Here is a 15,287-nt window from a genome sequence, read left to right as displayed (position 1 = left end):
AAACGGAAGTTCAGGAGGTGATGGTCGGCAGTTCCGGCGCCGCGACGTCGTAGACCTTGCCGTCCTGGGTCAGCAGGGCGGCCAGGACCTTGGCCTTGCGGTCCGTCTGCTCCGCGGTGCCCCAGCGGACGATCTTCCCGTTGGCCAGCGTGAACTCCACGCTCGCCGGCGTCTTCGCCGTCGCCGTCGTGACCTGCTTGAGGAGCTGCTCCGGGATCACCCCGAGCACCGCCGTCACCGCGCGCGTCACCGGGTCGTCCGCCGACACCTTCGGCAGCTTGAGCTCCGGCAGGCCCGGCGGACGTGCCGCGACCGTCTTGAACACCACGCCCCCACCGTCGACGAGGTGGACGCCGTCGCCGCCCGGGCCGCTGTCGAAGAACGCGATCGCCGTCCGCTCGGTGACCGTGATCTCGACCGTGTTCGGCCACGACCGCGACACCTCGACCGTCGCGATGCCCGGCATCCCCGCCACCCGGTCGCGGATCTCGTCGGTGCTCAGCCGCAGCATCGGCTTGCCGGCCGGGACCGCGGCCGCCGTGCGGATCTGGTCTGCCGGCACCGTGCGGGAGCCGCTGACCGAGACGTCCTGCACGCCGAGCATCGAGCTGAAGAACAGCAGGTACACCAGCGACACCACGGTGAGCACGGACAGCAGCGCGACCCACCGGCGGCGGATCTCCACCTGCCGGTTGGGCCGGGTGCGGGCGCTCGGCTTGGGCCGCGCGGCGCGGGTCCGGCGGCGCTCCTCCTCGGAGCGCCGCCCCCGGCGTTGCCGGGCCAGGGCAGAGCGATCCGGGAGCTCCTCTTCGGAGGACGGACGGCGGCGTTCCCTGGTCGGACTCATGGCCTCAGCGCTTGTCCAGCTCGGCGAGGATCTCCGGCCCCAGCTGCGTCACGTCCCCGGCGCCCATGGTCACCACCAGGTCGCCGGGCTTGGCCAGCCCGGCCGCCATCGGCGCCGCGACGTCGAACGCCGGCTCGTAGTGCACCGCCGCGGTCACCCGGTCGGCGATCAGCGCGCCGGTGACCCCCGGCTCGGGCTCCTCCCGCGCGCCGTAGACGTCCAGCACGACGACCTCGTCGGCCAGCGACAGCGCCTCCGCGAACTCCACCGAGAACGTCTTGGTCCGCGAGTACAGGTGCGGCTGGAACACCACGATCACCCGCCCGGACCCGGCCGCCGTCCGCACCGCGCGCAGCTGCGCGGCCACCTCGGTCGGGTGGTGGGCGTAGTCGTCGTAGACGCGGACGTCGCCGGCCCGGCCCTTGAACTCGAACCGCCGCCGCACTCCGCCGAACGCCGCGAGCCCGTCCACCAGGCCGGACACCGGGGCACCCAGCTCGACCCCGGCCAGCAGGGCCGCGATCGCGTTGAGCGCCATGTGCTCGCCCGGCACGGCGACGCGCACCGAAACCTCCTCGCCGGCCAGCTCGAGCCGCACGACACCGCCGTCCGGCGCCGGGACGTACTCCAGGATCCGCGCGTCACCCGGACCGGTGGCCGTGCGGCCGTAGCGGCGCACCCGGACCCCCAGGTCGGCCGCCTGCCGGCCGAGTTCGTCCGCCCCGGGATCGTCACCGCAGACGATGAGCAGCCCGCCCGGGACGATCCGGCTCACGAACTCGGTGAACACCTTCGTGTAGGCCTCGGCCGTGCCGTGGTGGTCCAGGTGGTCCGGCTCGACGTTCGTCACGACCGCGACCGACGGCGAGTAGGTCAGGAACGAGCCGTCGCTCTCGTCGGCCTCGGCGACGAACACGCCACCCTCGCCGTGGTGGGCGTTGGCACCGGACTCGTTGAGGTCGCCGCCGATGGCGAACGACGGGTCGAGCCGGCAGTGCTGCAGCGCGACGGTCAGCATCGACGTCGTCGACGTCTTGCCGTGCGTGCCCGCGATGCAGGCGACGCGGTGGCCCTCCATCAGCCCGGCCAGCGCCTGCGCCCGGTGCAGCACCGGGATGCCCGCGGCCCGGGCCGCGGCCAGCTCGGGGTTGGTCTCCTTGATCGCCGTCGAGACGACCACCGCGGACGGCGGTTCCGCGAGCGCGGAAATGTTCGCGGCCGCCTGGCCGACGAACAGCTCGGCACCCTGGGCGCGCAGCGACAGCAACGCGCGCGACTCCTTGGCGTCCGAGCCCGACACGAAAGCGCCCCGGGCCAGCAGGATCCGCGCGATGCCGGACATGCCGGCCCCGCCGATCCCGATCAGGTGCGCCCGGCGCAGTTCTTCGGGCAACTCAGGCACCGGCGGCCTCCAGAACGATGCGGGCGAGGGTCTCGTCGGCCTCGCGGTGGCCCATGCCGACCGCCGCCGCGCTCATCTTCGCGACGCGGTCGGCGTCGGTGACCAGCGGGACGACCAGCTCGGCGACCTTGGCCGGGCTGAGGTCGCCGTCGAAGACCATCAGCGCGGCGCCGGCGTCGACGGCCGGCCGGGCGTTGCTGGCCTGCTCGCCGTTGCCGATCGGCAGCGGGACGAACACCGCGGGCAGCCCGACCGAGGTCACCTCGGCGACGGTCATCGCGCCCGAGCGGCAGATCGCCACGTCGGCCGCGGCGTAGGCCAGGTCCATCCGCTCCAGGTACGGCACCGGCACGTACGCCGGCTTGCCCGGGAACTCCTGGACGACCAGCGTGTTCTTCGGCCCGTGCGCGTGCAGGACGCCGACACCGGCGTCGGCGAGGTCCTTCGCCGCGCCGGACACGGCGGCGTTGATCGACTGCGCGCCCTGCGAACCGCCGAAGACCAGCAGGGTCGGCGCGTCCGGGTCCAGGCCGAAGTGCGCCCGCGCCTCGGCCCGCAGCGCGGCCCGGTCCAGCGTGGTGATCGACCGCCGCAGCGGGATCCCGACGACCTCGGCCTTCGGCAGCGGGGTGCCCGCGACGGCGACCGCGACGCGGCGGGCGAACCGCGCGCCGACCTTGTTCGCCAGGCCCGGCGACTGGTTGGCCTCGTGCACGACGATCGGGACGCGCCCGCGCGCGGCCAGGTAGGCGGGCAGGGCGACGTACCCGCCGAAGCCGACGACGACGTCCGCGCCGACGCGCTCCAGCACCTCGCGGGTCTTGCGGACCGAGTCGCGGACCTTCAGCGGCAGCTTGACCAGCTCCGGTGTCGGCTTGCGCGGCAGCGGCACCGGCGGGATCAGCTCGAGGGGGTAGCCGCGGGCCGGGACCAGCTTGTTCTCCAGGCCGCGCTCGGTGCCGAGCGCGACGACCGTCGCGTCCGGGCGCAGCCGCATGACGGCGTCGGCCAGGGCGAGGGCGGGTTCGATGTGTCCTGCGGTGCCACCTCCGGCGACCACGACCACGGGCCCCTTGCCCGTGGCGGCTCGCTCGGTTCCCTTGACGGGCTTACTCACCTATGACCTCTCCGGTTCGCGGTACTCCGGGTACCACGGCTCGCTGTTGTCCGCGCGGCCCCGCCGCGAGACGTGCTCGTGCGGGCCGCGCTCGTCCGTGCCGCGCTGCGGCGCACCGGTTCGCGGACCGACCTGCGTCGTTCCTGAGCCGGGGCGGGCCGGGCCGCACGGGGCGCCGGCCTGGCCGCCTTCGCCCCACTCCGCCCCGCCGCCTTGCGCGTGGCGGGCGGACGGTACGGGTCGGGCGCGGGCAGCCGCAGCAGACGCCCGAATTTACCCGGCCCCTGTGTGCGCAGCGCGGCCACCGCCTCCGGTTCGTGCCGGGCGGCGTTCGCGAGCACGCCCATGATGAGCATGGTGATCACCAGCGAGGTGCCACCGTAGGAGATCAGCGGCAGCGTGACGCCGGTGACGGGCAGCAGGCCGACGACGTAGCCGATGTTGATGCCGGCCTGCGCCACGAGGAAGACCGTCAGCGTGCCGGAGACGATCCGGATCCACGGGTCGATGTTGCGGGTCGCGATCCGCAGGCCGACGACGGCGACCCCGCCGAAGAGGGCGAGCACGACGACGCAGCCGATCAGCCCGAGCTCCTCGCCGATCACCGCGAAGATGAAGTCGTTCTGCGCGTTGGGCAGGTAGCCCCAGTTGGACGCGCCCTGGCCGAGGCCCTTGCCGAGCAGCCCGCCGTCGGCCAGCGCCAGCTTGGCCTGGTTGGCCTGGAAGCCCCCGTCGCTGGTGTCGGCGTCCGGCGAGAGGAACGACATGACCCGGTCGAGCCGGTAGGGCGCGATGATCGCGAGGACGAGCACCCCGGCCAGGCCGCCGGCGAGGATGACGCCGAACAGGCGTTTCGGGGCGCCGGCGAACCACAGCAGCGCCAGCAGCACCACGGCGAGGGTGACCGTGCCGCCGAGGTCCGGCTGCAGCATGACCAGGGCGAACATCAGCAGCGCGATCGGCACCACGGGCACCAGCAGGTGCCGCCACTGGTGGATCACGTTGTACTTGATGACCAGGATGTGGGCGCCCCAGAAGGCCAGCGCGACCTTCGCGGCTTCGACCGGTTGGAAGGTGAACTCGCCGAGCTTGAACCAGCCCTGCGAGCCGTTGACCTCCGAGCCGAGCGGGGTGAGCACGAGCATCAGCAGGCCGAGGCAGACGACCGTGGCGGTGGCCGACATCCGCCGGATCCGCTCCAGCTTGACCCGCAGGCCGAGCCAGAAGACGACCGAGCCGAGGGCGACGAACACCAGGTGCTTGACGAACAGCGAGTACACCCCGCTGCCGGTCTTCGGGTTGTAGGAGGTGACCGACGACGCCGAGAGCACCATGACGATGCCGATGACGGTGAGCACGCCGGTGAGGGCGAGCACGACGTGGAACGACGCCAGCGGCCGCGAGAGCCACGCCGTCAGCGCGGTCCGGACGGCGACGAAGCCGCTCTCCTTGCGCTCGCGGCGCGGCCGCTTCGGCGGCGTTTCCGGCTTCTTTTCAGCTGTCGTCACTCGGCTCCCCCGCTGCGTCGTCGCGGAGGACACGCACGGCCGCGGCGAACGCGTCGCCGCGCTCGCCGTAGCTCGAGAACATGTCCAACGACGCCGCGGCGGGTGCCAGCAGCACCACGTCACCGGGTCGGGCCATCGCGCTGGCCGCACTCACCGCCGCAGTCATGGGTTCATCGTCACCCGGACGGAGGCTGTTCACCGGGACATCCGGCGCGTGTCGCGCAACCGCGGCGGCGATCACGGGTGAATCGACGCCGAGTAGCACAACTCCGCGGAGCCGGCCTGCGATGCTGCTCACCAGCTCGTCGACCGACGCGCCCTTGAGCTGGCCCCCGGCGATCCACACGATGCTCGCGTGGGCCCGCAGGGACCCGGCGGCCGCGTGCGGGTTGGTCGCCTTCGAGTCGTTGACGTACCGCACCCCGGCCACCTCGGCGACCTCGGCGGCCCGGTGCGGGGCCGGCTGGTACTCGCGCAGGCCCTTCACCACCGCCTCCGGTGAGACGCCGTGGGCGCGGGCCAGCGCGGCCGCGGCGAGGGCGTTCGCGACGTTGTGCGGGCCGGCCGGGCGGACGTCGGAGAGGGTGGCCAGCGCCTCGGCGCTGTTCTCCGGGTCGGCGACGAAAGCGCGGTCGACCAGCAGGTCTTCGACCACGCCCAGTTCACCGGTGCGCGGGGTGTCGAGCTGGAAGCCGACGCGGCGGGCGCTCTCCGGAGCGTGCCCGGCGGCGATCCGGGTGGACCAGTCGTCGTCGGCGTTGTGCACGGCGACCTTGGCGCGGGTGTACACGCGCCCCTTCGCGGCCGCGTACTCGTCCATCGAGCCGTGCCAGTCGATGTGGTCCTCGGCCAGGTTCAGCACCACGGCGGCGTCCGGGGCGAGGGTCGAGGACCAGTGCAGCTGGAAGCTCGACAGCTCCACGGCCAGCACGTCGTAACCCGCGCGGACCGCGTCGAGCGCCGCGTAGCCGATGTTCCCGCAGGCCACGGCGTTGCTGCCGGCGGCCTTGAGGATCGATTCGAGCATGCCGGCGGTGGTCGTCTTGCCGTTCGTGCCGGTGATCACCAGCCACGACGGCGGGTGCTCGCGCAGCTGCCCGACCCGCCAGGCCAGCTCGACGTCGCCGATGACCTCGACCCCCGCCTCGGCCGCGGCCACGAGCAGCGGCGACGTCGGCCGCCAGCCGGGGCTGGTGACGACCAGGACGACGTCGGCGGGCGGCTCGGTCAGGCCCGGCACCAGCTCGGCGCCGAGGCCCTGCAGCTCGGCCAGGCGCTCGGCGTTGCCGTCGGTGACGGTGACGCGCGCACCCAGCTCGACCAGCACGGGGACGACCGACTTGCCGGTGACCCCGGCCCCGGCGACGAGAACGTGAGAACCGGCGATGTCTTTCACGTCAGCCGCCGAGGCCCAGCTGCTCGCTGTAGAACAGGCCGAGCCCGAACATGCAGCAGATCGCCGAGAGCAGCCAGAACCGGATGATCACCGTGGTTTCGGCCCAGCCGGCGAGCTCGAAGTGGTGGTGGAACGGTGCCATCCGGAACAACCTTCGCCGGGTCGTCCGGAACACCGCGATCTGCGCGACCACCGAGATCATCTCGACCATGAACAGGCCGCCGATGACGATGGCGAGCAGCTCGGTGCGGGTCGTCATGGACAGGCCGGCGACCAGGCCGCCGAGGGCCAGCGAACCGGTGTCGCCCATGAAGATCTTCGCCGGGGCCGCGTTCCACCAGAGGAAGCCCACGCAGGCGCCGGTCGCCGCGGCGGCGACCACGGCCAGGTCCAGCGGGTCGCGGACGTCGTAGCAGGCCGCGGCCGGCGCGTTGGCGCAGGACAGCCGCTCCTGCCAGAACGAGATGACGACGTAGGTGGCCAGCACCATCGCCGCCGCGCCACCGGCCAGGCCGTCGAGGCCGTCGGTGAAGTTGACCGCGTTCGACCAGCCGGAGATCACGACGTAGCAGAAGATCACGAAGATCACCGACGGGAAGGTGATCAGCGCGAGGTCACGGACGTAGGAGAGGCTCTCCGACGCCGGCGTGATGCCGTGCTGGTTCGGGAAGTTCAGCGCCAGCACCGCGAACGCGATGGTGACGACCAGCTGCCCGACCAGCTTCGCGGTCTTGTTCAGCCCGAGGTTGCGCTGCTTGCGGATCTTGATGAAGTCGTCGAGGAACCCGACGATCCCGAGGCCCACCGCGAGCATCAGCACGAGCAGCCCGGAGGCCGTCGGCGCGCCGCTGCGGGAGTTGAACATCCAGTTGATCAGGTGCGCGGCGAAGTACCCGACGACCATCGCGATGATGATCGCGACACCGCCCATGGTCGGGGTACCGCGCTTGGACTTGTGTCCCTGGGGGCCTTCCTCGCGGATCTCCTGGCCGAAGCCCTGCCGGGAGAAGACCCGGATCAGGTAGGGCGTCAGCATGATGGAGACCAGCAGGCCCGCCGCGGCCGCGATCAGGATGCTGATCACGCGTCACCACCGTTCGAGCGATTCTCGGAGTTGTCGGTTTCCCGGGGTTCGAGCAGGGCCTCGGCGACCCGCCAGAGGCCGGCGGCCTTGGAGGCCTTGACCAGCACCACGTCCCCGGGGCGGAGCTGATCATGCAGCAGGGCGGCGGCGGCCTCGACGTCGGGTACCAAAGTGGATTCCTCGCCCCAGGAGCCTTCCTGGTGCGCGCCCTGGTGCATGGCCGCCGCCTCGGGCCCGATGACGACGAGCTTGGCGATGTTGAGCCGGACGACGAGCCGGCCGATCTCGTCGTGGGCGGTGACCGAGTCCGCGCCGAGCTCGCCCATCACGCCGAGCACGGCCCAGGACCGGCGGCCGGTTTCCCGGGTCATCGCCGCGAGGGCCTTCAGGCCGGCCCGCATCGACTCGGGGTTGGCGTTGAACGAGTCGTTGAGGATCGTGACGCCGTCGGGCCGGGTGACGACCTCCATGCGGCGCGCGGAGCGCCGTTCGAGGGCCGAGAGCCGGGCCGCGATTTCCGCCGGCGTCGCCCCCAGCTCCAGCGCGACCGCCGCGGCGGACAGCGCGTTGCCGACGTGGTGCTCGCCGTGCAGCGGCAGCCGGACGTCGGCCTCGCCGGCCGGGGTGATCAGCCGGAAGGAGGCGCGGGCCTCGTCGTCGAGGGTGATGTTCTCCGCGCGGATCTGCGCCGAGGGGCTCTCGCCGACGAACACCACCCGGGCCTTCGTGCGGCTCGCCATGGCCGCGACCAGCGGGTCGTCGAGGTTCAGCACCGCGACGCCGTCCTCGGGCAGGGCCTCGACGAGCTCGCCCTTGGTCTTCGCGATGCCTTCGCGCGAGCCGAACTCGCCGACGTGCGCGCTGCCGACGTTGAGCACGACGCCGATCTTCGGCGGGGCGATCTCCGCGAGGTGGGCGATGTGGCCCGGGCCCCGCGCCGACAGCTCCAGCACGAGGTGCTTCGTCTCGGCGTCCGCCCGCAGCGCCGTCCAGGGGTGGCCGAGCTCGTTGTTGAACGACCCGGGCGGCGCGATCGTCGGGCCGAGCGGCTCGAGCAGCTGCGCGATGACGTCCTTGGTCGAGGTCTTGCCGGAGGAGCCGGTGACGCCGACGACGGTCAGCTCGCCCTCGGCCAGGCGCTGCACGACGTACCGGGCGAGCTTGGCCAGCGCGGCCAGCACCGCGGCACCGGAGCCGTCCTTGTCGCCGGTCAGCGCGACCGACCGCTCGTGGGCCTCGCCCGCGGCGAGCGGCGGGACGACGATCGCGGGCGCGTCGACCTCGCGGGCGGCCAGCACGGCCACGGCGCCGGCTTCGACGGCCTGCGCGGCGAAGTCGTGGCCGTCGACCTTCTCCCCCGGCAGCGCGACGAACAGGCCGCCGGACGTGAGCTCCCGGGTGTCGAACTCCACGGTGCCGGTCACCTGCGCGCCCGGGTCGGCGCGGTGCAGCCGGCCGCCGACGACGCCGGCGATCTCGGCCAGGCTGAGCACGATCACACACTCACCTCGAGTTTGTTGCGGATGGCCGCGGCCAGCTCGTCGCGGTCGGAGAACGGGTGCACGACGCCGCCGGCCTCCTGGCCGGACTCGTGCCCCTTGCCGGCGAGGAAGACGATGTCGCCCGGCTCGGCGAGCGAGACGGCGTGTGCGATGGCCTCGCGGCGGTCGCCGATCTCGATGATCTCGCCGCCCTCGGCGGGCCCGACCGCGCGGGCGCCGGCGAGCATGGCGACCCGGATCGCCGCCGGGTCCTCGGAGCGCGGGTTGTCGTCGGTGACGATCAGGACTTCACTGCGGCGGGCCGCGGCCTCGCCCATCATCGGGCGCTTGGCGGTGTCCCGGTCGCCGCCGCAGCCGAGCACGGTGATGATCCGGCCCTCGGTGCGCGCCCGCAGCGCGTCCAGCCCCTGGGCGACCGCGGCCGGCTTGTGGGCGTAGTCGACGACGGCGGTGAACTCCTGGCCGACGTAGACGCGCTCCATCCGGCCGGGGACCTGCACCTGGGCGAGTCCGGCGACGATGTGCTCCAGCGACACCCCGGCGGTGCTCAGGATCGCGGCCGCGAGCACGGCGTTGGCGACGTTGAACTCGCCGGGCAGCGGGATCCGGGCGGCCGCGCGCAAGCCGTCCGGGCCGTGCAGGGTGAACGTCTGCTCGCCCCGCGGGGTGGCCTTCAGGTCGGTGGCCTTCCACGCGGCCTCGGTGCCCGGATCGGTGGTCACGGTGATCGTCTGCGGCGTGAGCAGGGCCTGTCCCCACGCGCTGTCGGCCACCACCACCTCGGTGGTGGACCGGCCGTCGAACAGCAGCGACTTCGCGGCGAAGTACTCCTGCATGTCCTTGTGGAAGTCCAGGTGGTCCTGGGAGAGGTTGGTGAACGCGCCGACCGCGAACCGGGTGCCGTTGACGCGGCCCAGCGCGAGCGCGTGGCTGGAGACCTCCATCGGCACGTGCGTGACGCCGCGCTCGAGCATCACCGCGAGCAGCGCCTGCAGGTCGGGCGCCTCCGGCGTGGTGAAGCCGCTGACCAGCCGCTCGCCCGCGATCCGGGTCTCCACCGTGCCGATCAGGCCGGTGGTCAGGCCGGCGGCCTGCAGGCCGGCGTCGACCAGGTAGGACGTCGTCGTCTTGCCGGAGGTGCCGGTGACGCCGAGCACGGACAGCTTCAGGGAGGGCTCGCCGTAGATCCAGGCGGCGATCTCGCCGAGGGCGGCCCGCGGATCGGCGTGGACCAGGATCGGGACGCCGGCGTCGCGCAGGGCGGGCCGCTCGGCGCCCGCGGCGTCGGTGAGCACGGCGACGGCCCCGGCCGCGACGGCCTGGTCGCTGAAGTCGGCGCCGTGGGCGCGGGCGCCCGGGAGGGCGGCGAAGAGGTCACCGGGCAGCACGTGCTGCGCACGCAGCGTGGTGCCGGTGACGGTGAGCTCGGCCGCGTCGGGCGAGCCGGCGATCAGGCGGGCGTCCGCCCTGGCGAGCAGCGTCGCCAGCGGGACCGGGTCGATGCGCGCCGGGCGGGGCGGCGCGGGGACCGCTTTCACCGGGCTTTCCGGCACCTGGGAACTGGACGAGGACACGGACACGGCCAAGAGGCTACCGGCGGGCGGTTCGGGCACCCGCACGCGGTACGGCGATTGCGTGCGGGCCGGGCACATGTGCTAGACGGCGTCACGGACCCCGTTGCGCCGCAAGGGTTTCCCCGGCGCCGGCCGATGTGGACGCTCGCGCGCCGAAGCCCCCTCGCGCGGTGCCGCGTGAGGGGGCTTTAACGGACAGTGCCTGGTCTACGGCGCGATGATGAGCGGAACCTCCGGCGAGGGACCGTCGGACAACGGGATCTGGTACCGCTGCGTCACGTACGACGCGATCGTGTGGAACAGCGGCGCGGCGGAGTGCCCGACCGGCAGTGTCGTGTCCGGCGCGTCCAGCCGGATCCCGACGACGAACCGCGGGTGGTCGGCGGGCAGGATGCCGGCGAAGGTGATGTTGTACAGGTGGTCGCTGTAGGCCTTCGTCCGCGGGTCGACCTGCTGGCCGGTGCCGGTTTTCCCGGAGATCTGGTAGCCCTCGACCGCCGCCGTCGGCGCGGTGCCCTTCTGGACGCCCTTGCCGTTCTGGGCGACCGCGCGCATCATGTCGCGCACCGTCTTGGCGGTCTGCGGGCTGACCACCCGGACCGACTTCGGGGCCGGCTCCGGCACGGTCGTGCCGTCCGGGTTCACCTTGGCCTTGACGATCCGGGGTTCGACGCGCAGGCCGTCGTTGGCGATCGCCTGGTACATCCCGGCCATCTGCAGGACGGTCATCATCAGGCCCTGCCCGATGGGCAGGTTGCCGAAGGTGGTCGCGGACCACTGGCTGCGCGCGGGCACCACGCCCGCGCTCTCGCCGGGCAGGCCGACGCCGGTGCGCTGGCCGAGGCCGAACGACTTGAGCAGGTTGGCGTACCGCTCCTCGCCGATCTTCTGCGCCAGCAGCAGGGTGCCGATGTTGGACGACTTGGCGAAGATCCCGGTGGTGGTGAAGGTCTGGGTCCCGTGGGTCCAGGCGTCGTGCACCGTCTTGTCGGCCACCTGCAGCGCACCGGGCACCTCGACCGTGGACTCCGGCGTCGCGACACCGAAGTCGATCGCCCCGGTGGCGGTGACGAGCTTGTTCACCGAACCGGGTTCGAACGGCGTGGTGACCGCGGGGTTGGCCAGGTCGTCGGTCTTCCAGGTGCTCTGGTCGTTGGGGTCGAAGGTCTTGTCGTTGGCCAGCGCGTAGACCTCACCGGTCTTGGCGTCCATGACGACGGCCTGCCCGCCCTTGGCGTGCGACTGCTGGACGTAGTCCGCCAGCTGCCGCTGCACCTCGTACTGCAGGTCGGAGTCGATGGTCAGTTCGAGGTCGGAGCCGGGGACGGCGGCCTGCAGGTCGCGCTCGGTGCCCGGGATGACGACGTTGTCGCTGCCGTTCTTGGTGTTGACCATCATCCGGCCCGGCATACCCGCCAGGTCGTTGTCGCGCAGCAGTTCGAGCCCGACGAGGCCGTGGAGGTTGTGCTTCGACACGTCCGGGTCTTCGGAGCGCCAGTTCGCGGCACCGACGATGTTGGCCGCCAGGCCGCCGCCCGGGTACTCCCGCAGCGCGCGCTTCTCGACGCCGATCCAGGCGAAGTGCTTGACGATGTCCGCCGCGACGGACGGCTCGACGTTGTTCACCACGTAGGTGAAGGACGCCTGCTTGTGGAACAGGTCGAGCAGCTGCTGCTCGCTCAGCTGGTTCGGCACCTTGGCCGCGATGTACTTCGCGGCCGCGGCGGTCTCGGCATCGAACGTCTTCTTGGTGCCCGGGTTCTTCGTGGCGAAGTCGTCCATGCTCTTGTGCAGCGCCTTGAGGTTCACCGAGAGCGTGCGCACCTCGACGCTGAACGCCAGCTTCGCGCCGTTGCGGTCCACAATGGACCCGCGCTGGGCGGGGATGTCGATGGTCTGGGCACGCTGCCGCTCGGCCGCGGCCGAGAGCGCCGCGGCGTCGAACCACTGCACCTGCACCAGTTTCACGCCGGCGACGATCAGCACGGCGACCAGCAGCAGGCGCACGGCGGAGAACCGGCTGCGGTGGCCGCCGTTGCCCCGCCGCGCGGCCGCGCTGCGGGTCCCGGCGGCGTACGTCCGCCGCGCGCTGCCCGCGGCGCGCGCGCGGGCCTGGCTGCGGCCCGAAGCCATCACTGGCCGCCTCCCGGCTGGGCCGGCGGCTGCTCCTCGGGCACGGCGGGCTGGTCGCCCTCGATCGGCGCGCCCTGCTGCGACTGCGTGCCGGCGGCGGGTGCCGCGGGCGGTGCGGCCGGCACCACCGGGGTGTCCGCCTTGGCCTTCTTGGGTTCGCCGACGAGCGAGGTCTTCCCGTCCGGGCCGACGACGATCCGCGCCGGGTCACCGCCGGGCACCATGCCCAGCTGCTGGGCCCCGGGGGCCAGCGAAGCGGGCGACTCGGCCTTGGCGACGTCGCGCTGCAGCTGTTCCTTCTGCTCGGCCAGGTTCGCGTTGGTGGTGCGCAGCTGCTCGAGCCGGTAGGAGTCGGCGATCGCCTGCGTGGTCAGCCACAGCGTGGTCGCCACCCCGGCGGCCAGCAGCGCCATCATCATCAGCACGAACGACGCGCGCGACTTCGGCAGCAGCAGCTTCAGCTCGAGCTTCGGCTTCACCGGCGGCTCGGCGGGCCGGACCTTCGGCTCCGGGCGCGCCTCGCGCTCCTTCAGCAGGTCGGCGCGCTGGGCACGGCGCGCGTAGGCGCGCTCGGCCGCGGACGTGCGGCCCCGCGACCCGCGCCGGGGCGGGGTCTGCGCCGGCTGCTGGTCCGGCTCGACGGTGGTCGAGGTGCGGGCGGCCTCGGTGCGGTCCCGTGTCGCCGGCGCGGCCCGGCGGCGGGACTTCGCGGGAGCGGTCATCGCGGCTCTCCGATCCTCTCTGCGGCCCGCAGCCGCACCGAGGCGGCGCGCGGGTTTCGTCCGATCTCCTCTTCGCCGGCCTTCTCGGCGCCGCGCGTGAGGAGCTTCAACTCCGGTCCGTGTCCCGGCAGCTCCACCGGGAGCCCTTCCGGGGTGCGGGACTTCGCGAGCTCGGCCAGTGCTTGCTTGACCAGCCGGTCTTCCAGGGACTGGTACGACTCGACGACGATCCGGCCGCCGGCCTTCAGGGCGCCCAGCGCCGCCGGCATGGCGCGGCGGAGCACCTCCAGTTCGCCGTTGACCTCGATCCGCAGCGCCTGGAAGGTGCGCTTGGCCGGGTGCCCGCCGGTGCGGCGGGTGGCGGCCGGTACGGCGTCGTAGAGCAGTTCGACCAGGCGTCCGCTGGTGGTGAACGGCTCCTTCTCCCGCGCGGCCACGACGGCTTTGACGATCCGCTGCGCGAAGCGTTCCTCGCCGTAGTCCCGCAGGATCCGGATCAGCTCGCCGGGCGCGTAGGTGTTGAGCACGTCGGCGGCGGTGAACCCGGTGGTCGGGTCCATCCGCATGTCCAGCGGCGAGTCCTTGGAGTAGGCGAACCCGCGCTCGGCGCGGTCCAGCTGCATCGAGGAGACGCCGAGGTCGAACAGGATGCCGTCGGCTTTTTCGACGCCCACGCTCTCCAGGGCGTCCGGGAGCCCGTCGTAGACCGTGTGGACGAAATCGACGCGGCCGCCGTGGCGGGCCAGGCGTTCCGCGGACTTTTCGAGCGCGGCGGGGTCGCGGTCCAGCGCGACGAGCCGCAGCCGCGGGAAGGCCTCCAGGAGGGCGTCGGAATGCCCGCCGAGGCCGACCGTCGCGTCCACGAGGACGCCGTCGCGGTCGGTGAACACGGGAGTGAACAGCTCGACGATGCGGCTCAGCAGTACCGGGACGTGCTCGGGTGCCGTCATGGTGTTCCCTCCCCCTTTCTCGCCTGGGCGGCCCGGGGGAAATATGGCGGATGCCGTCAGGTCCCTGTCCGCCCGCTGCTGACCTGGTACCGGGGAAGGTGCACCAGGGCCATTGAGCGGACAGAGGCCTCACGGCATCCGGGTGGGCTTCCCCTCATCGCACGGGCGGCGGCGAACCTCTCGTCCCCCGACGACGAAGGTGCACCGCGACCGCACGCCTAGAAGACGCCCGGCAGTACTTCCTCTCGAGCCTTCGCGTAGCTGTCTTCGTGCTCCTCCAGGTAGCCCTGCCACGCTTGGGCGTCCCAGATCTCCAGCCTGGTGATCGCCCCGATCACCACGCACTCCTTGCTGAGCCCCGCGTAGCGGCGGAGCTCGGGCGCGATGGTGATGCGCCCCTGGCCGTCCGGACGTTGCTCGTCCGTGCCGGCGAACAGGTAGCGCTGGTAGGCCCGAACCGCCTCGTTCGTGAACGGGGCCTCGGCGACCTTGCGTGCCATCTGCTCGAACTCGGCGCGGGGGAAGACGAAGAGGCAGTGGTCCTGCCCCTTGGTAAGCATCAGCCCACCCGCCAAGGCGTCACGGAACTTCGCGGGCAGCGCGAGCCGCCCTTTGTCGTCCAGTTTCGGGGTGTGGGTGCCGAGGAACACGGCCTCCACCTCCCTACCGCACCGAGGTGGCGGACCACCCCGAACGGCCACGGGGCTTCCCTTCCGCCCCACTGGCCACCACCGTACCCCACTTTTCACCACAGTCAACGCGACAAACGGGCAGACCACTCCGTCGAGTGTTCCGTTTGCGCAGGTCAGCCGGGTGGGTCCAGGTGGGGGGCGTGGTGGGGCACGGTGGCCAAGATCCCCCGCACCGGGGGCCGGAGCAACCTCAGCTGTTCCCCGAACGTCCGCATAACGGCCGCGAAAGAACCCTCACCCCGCTCGAGTGGGGCTCCGTGGGGCCGGAGGGTGGGTCAAGGTGGGGAACCCGGATGGAGCCCGAAGGTGGGGGGGGTGGGGAAAAAGGTGCCCGCCCGGGCCCCTCCAGAGTTAATGACG

At 72.5% G+C, this 15,287-nt stretch carries 12 protein-coding genes; all 12 read right to left on the bottom strand.

The features are described 5' to 3' along the window. Nucleotides 1-10: 10 nt before the first annotated feature. Complete coding sequence (locus AB0F52_RS34240; protein WP_360180024.1) at nt 11-847, bottom strand: FtsQ-type POTRA domain-containing protein; 837 nt, start codon at nt 845-847, stop codon at nt 11-13. 4 nt (nt 848-851) lie between these two features. Next, nucleotides 852-2,249, bottom strand: coding sequence for a UDP-N-acetylmuramate--L-alanine ligase (murC, locus tag AB0F52_RS34235; protein ID WP_360180022.1), 1,398 nt, complete (start codon nt 2,247-2,249; stop codon nt 852-854). After that, nucleotides 2,242-3,366, bottom strand: coding sequence for an undecaprenyldiphospho-muramoylpentapeptide beta-N-acetylglucosaminyltransferase (murG, locus tag AB0F52_RS34230; protein ID WP_360180020.1), 1,125 nt, complete (start codon nt 3,364-3,366; stop codon nt 2,242-2,244). The genes murC and murG overlap by 8 nt, the downstream gene beginning before the upstream one ends. Continuing rightward, the gene (gene ftsW / locus AB0F52_RS34225) at nt 3,363-4,874 is read right to left on the bottom strand and encodes a putative lipid II flippase FtsW (RefSeq protein WP_360180018.1); all 1,512 of its coding nucleotides are present in this window, start codon (nt 4,872-4,874) and stop codon (nt 3,363-3,365) included. The genes murG and ftsW overlap by 4 nt, the downstream gene beginning before the upstream one ends. Then, nucleotides 4,861-6,270: a UDP-N-acetylmuramoyl-L-alanine--D-glutamate ligase gene (gene murD / locus AB0F52_RS34220; RefSeq protein WP_360180016.1), complete on the bottom strand. Its 1,410-nt coding sequence runs from the start codon at nt 6,268-6,270 to the stop codon at nt 4,861-4,863. Before murD ends, ftsW begins: the two co-directional genes overlap by 14 nt. A 1-nt stretch (nt 6,271) precedes the next feature. Further along, nucleotides 6,272-7,354, bottom strand: a complete 1,083-nt coding sequence (gene mraY, locus AB0F52_RS34215; protein WP_013228040.1) for a phospho-N-acetylmuramoyl-pentapeptide-transferase — start codon at nt 7,352-7,354, stop codon at nt 6,272-6,274. Continuing rightward, nucleotides 7,351-8,853, bottom strand: a complete 1,503-nt coding sequence (gene murF, locus AB0F52_RS34210; protein ID WP_360180013.1) for a UDP-N-acetylmuramoyl-tripeptide--D-alanyl-D-alanine ligase — start codon at nt 8,851-8,853, stop codon at nt 7,351-7,353. The genes mraY and murF overlap by 4 nt, the downstream gene beginning before the upstream one ends. Beyond that, nucleotides 8,850-10,394 carry a UDP-N-acetylmuramoyl-L-alanyl-D-glutamate--2,6-diaminopimelate ligase gene (locus AB0F52_RS34205; RefSeq protein ID WP_360180313.1) on the bottom strand — a complete coding sequence of 515 codons (1,545 nt, stop codon included), beginning with the start codon at nt 10,392-10,394 and terminating at the stop codon, nt 8,850-8,852. Before AB0F52_RS34205 ends, murF begins: the two co-directional genes overlap by 4 nt. A 243-nt stretch (nt 10,395-10,637) precedes the next feature. Beyond that, nucleotides 10,638-12,563: a penicillin-binding protein 2 gene (locus AB0F52_RS34200; RefSeq protein WP_360180011.1), complete on the bottom strand. Its 1,926-nt coding sequence runs from the start codon at nt 12,561-12,563 to the stop codon at nt 10,638-10,640. Next, on the bottom strand, nt 12,563-13,285 hold the full coding sequence (locus AB0F52_RS34195; protein ID WP_360180009.1) for a hypothetical protein: 723 nt from the start codon (nt 13,283-13,285) through the stop codon (nt 12,563-12,565). Before AB0F52_RS34195 ends, AB0F52_RS34200 begins: the two co-directional genes overlap by 1 nt. Then, nucleotides 13,282-14,235, bottom strand: coding sequence for a 16S rRNA (cytosine(1402)-N(4))-methyltransferase RsmH (gene rsmH / locus AB0F52_RS34190; RefSeq protein WP_360180007.1), 954 nt, complete (start codon nt 14,233-14,235; stop codon nt 13,282-13,284). Before rsmH ends, AB0F52_RS34195 begins: the two co-directional genes overlap by 4 nt. 218 nt (nt 14,236-14,453) lie before the next feature. Next, on the bottom strand, nt 14,454-14,885 hold the full coding sequence (gene mraZ / locus AB0F52_RS34185) for a division/cell wall cluster transcriptional repressor MraZ (RefSeq protein WP_014467434.1): 432 nt from the start codon (nt 14,883-14,885) through the stop codon (nt 14,454-14,456). Nucleotides 14,886-15,287 lie beyond the last annotated feature (402 nt).

The organism is Amycolatopsis sp. NPDC024027, from assembly GCF_040638975.1.
In the GTDB taxonomy this organism is placed as follows: Bacteria; Actinomycetota; Actinomycetes; order Mycobacteriales; family Pseudonocardiaceae; genus Amycolatopsis.
The sequence above is the reverse complement of the archived record's forward strand: the minus strand, read 5'-3'. Positions and strand labels throughout refer to the sequence as shown.

Excerpts from the sequence above, each read along its gene's own strand:
- AB0F52_RS34240 (WP_360180024.1), bottom strand. The coding sequence starts at position 847 with ATGAGTCCGACCAGGGAACGCCGCCGTCCGTCCTCCGAAGAGGAGCTC.
- rsmH (WP_360180007.1), bottom strand. The coding sequence starts at position 14,235 with ATGACGGCACCCGAGCACGTCCCGGTACTGCTGAGCCGCATCGTCGAG.
- AB0F52_RS34200 (WP_360180011.1), bottom strand. The coding sequence starts at position 12,563 with ATGGCTTCGGGCCGCAGCCAGGCCCGCGCGCGCGCCGCGGGCAGCGCG.
- AB0F52_RS34195 (WP_360180009.1), bottom strand. The coding sequence starts at position 13,285 with ATGACCGCTCCCGCGAAGTCCCGCCGCCGGGCCGCGCCGGCGACACGG.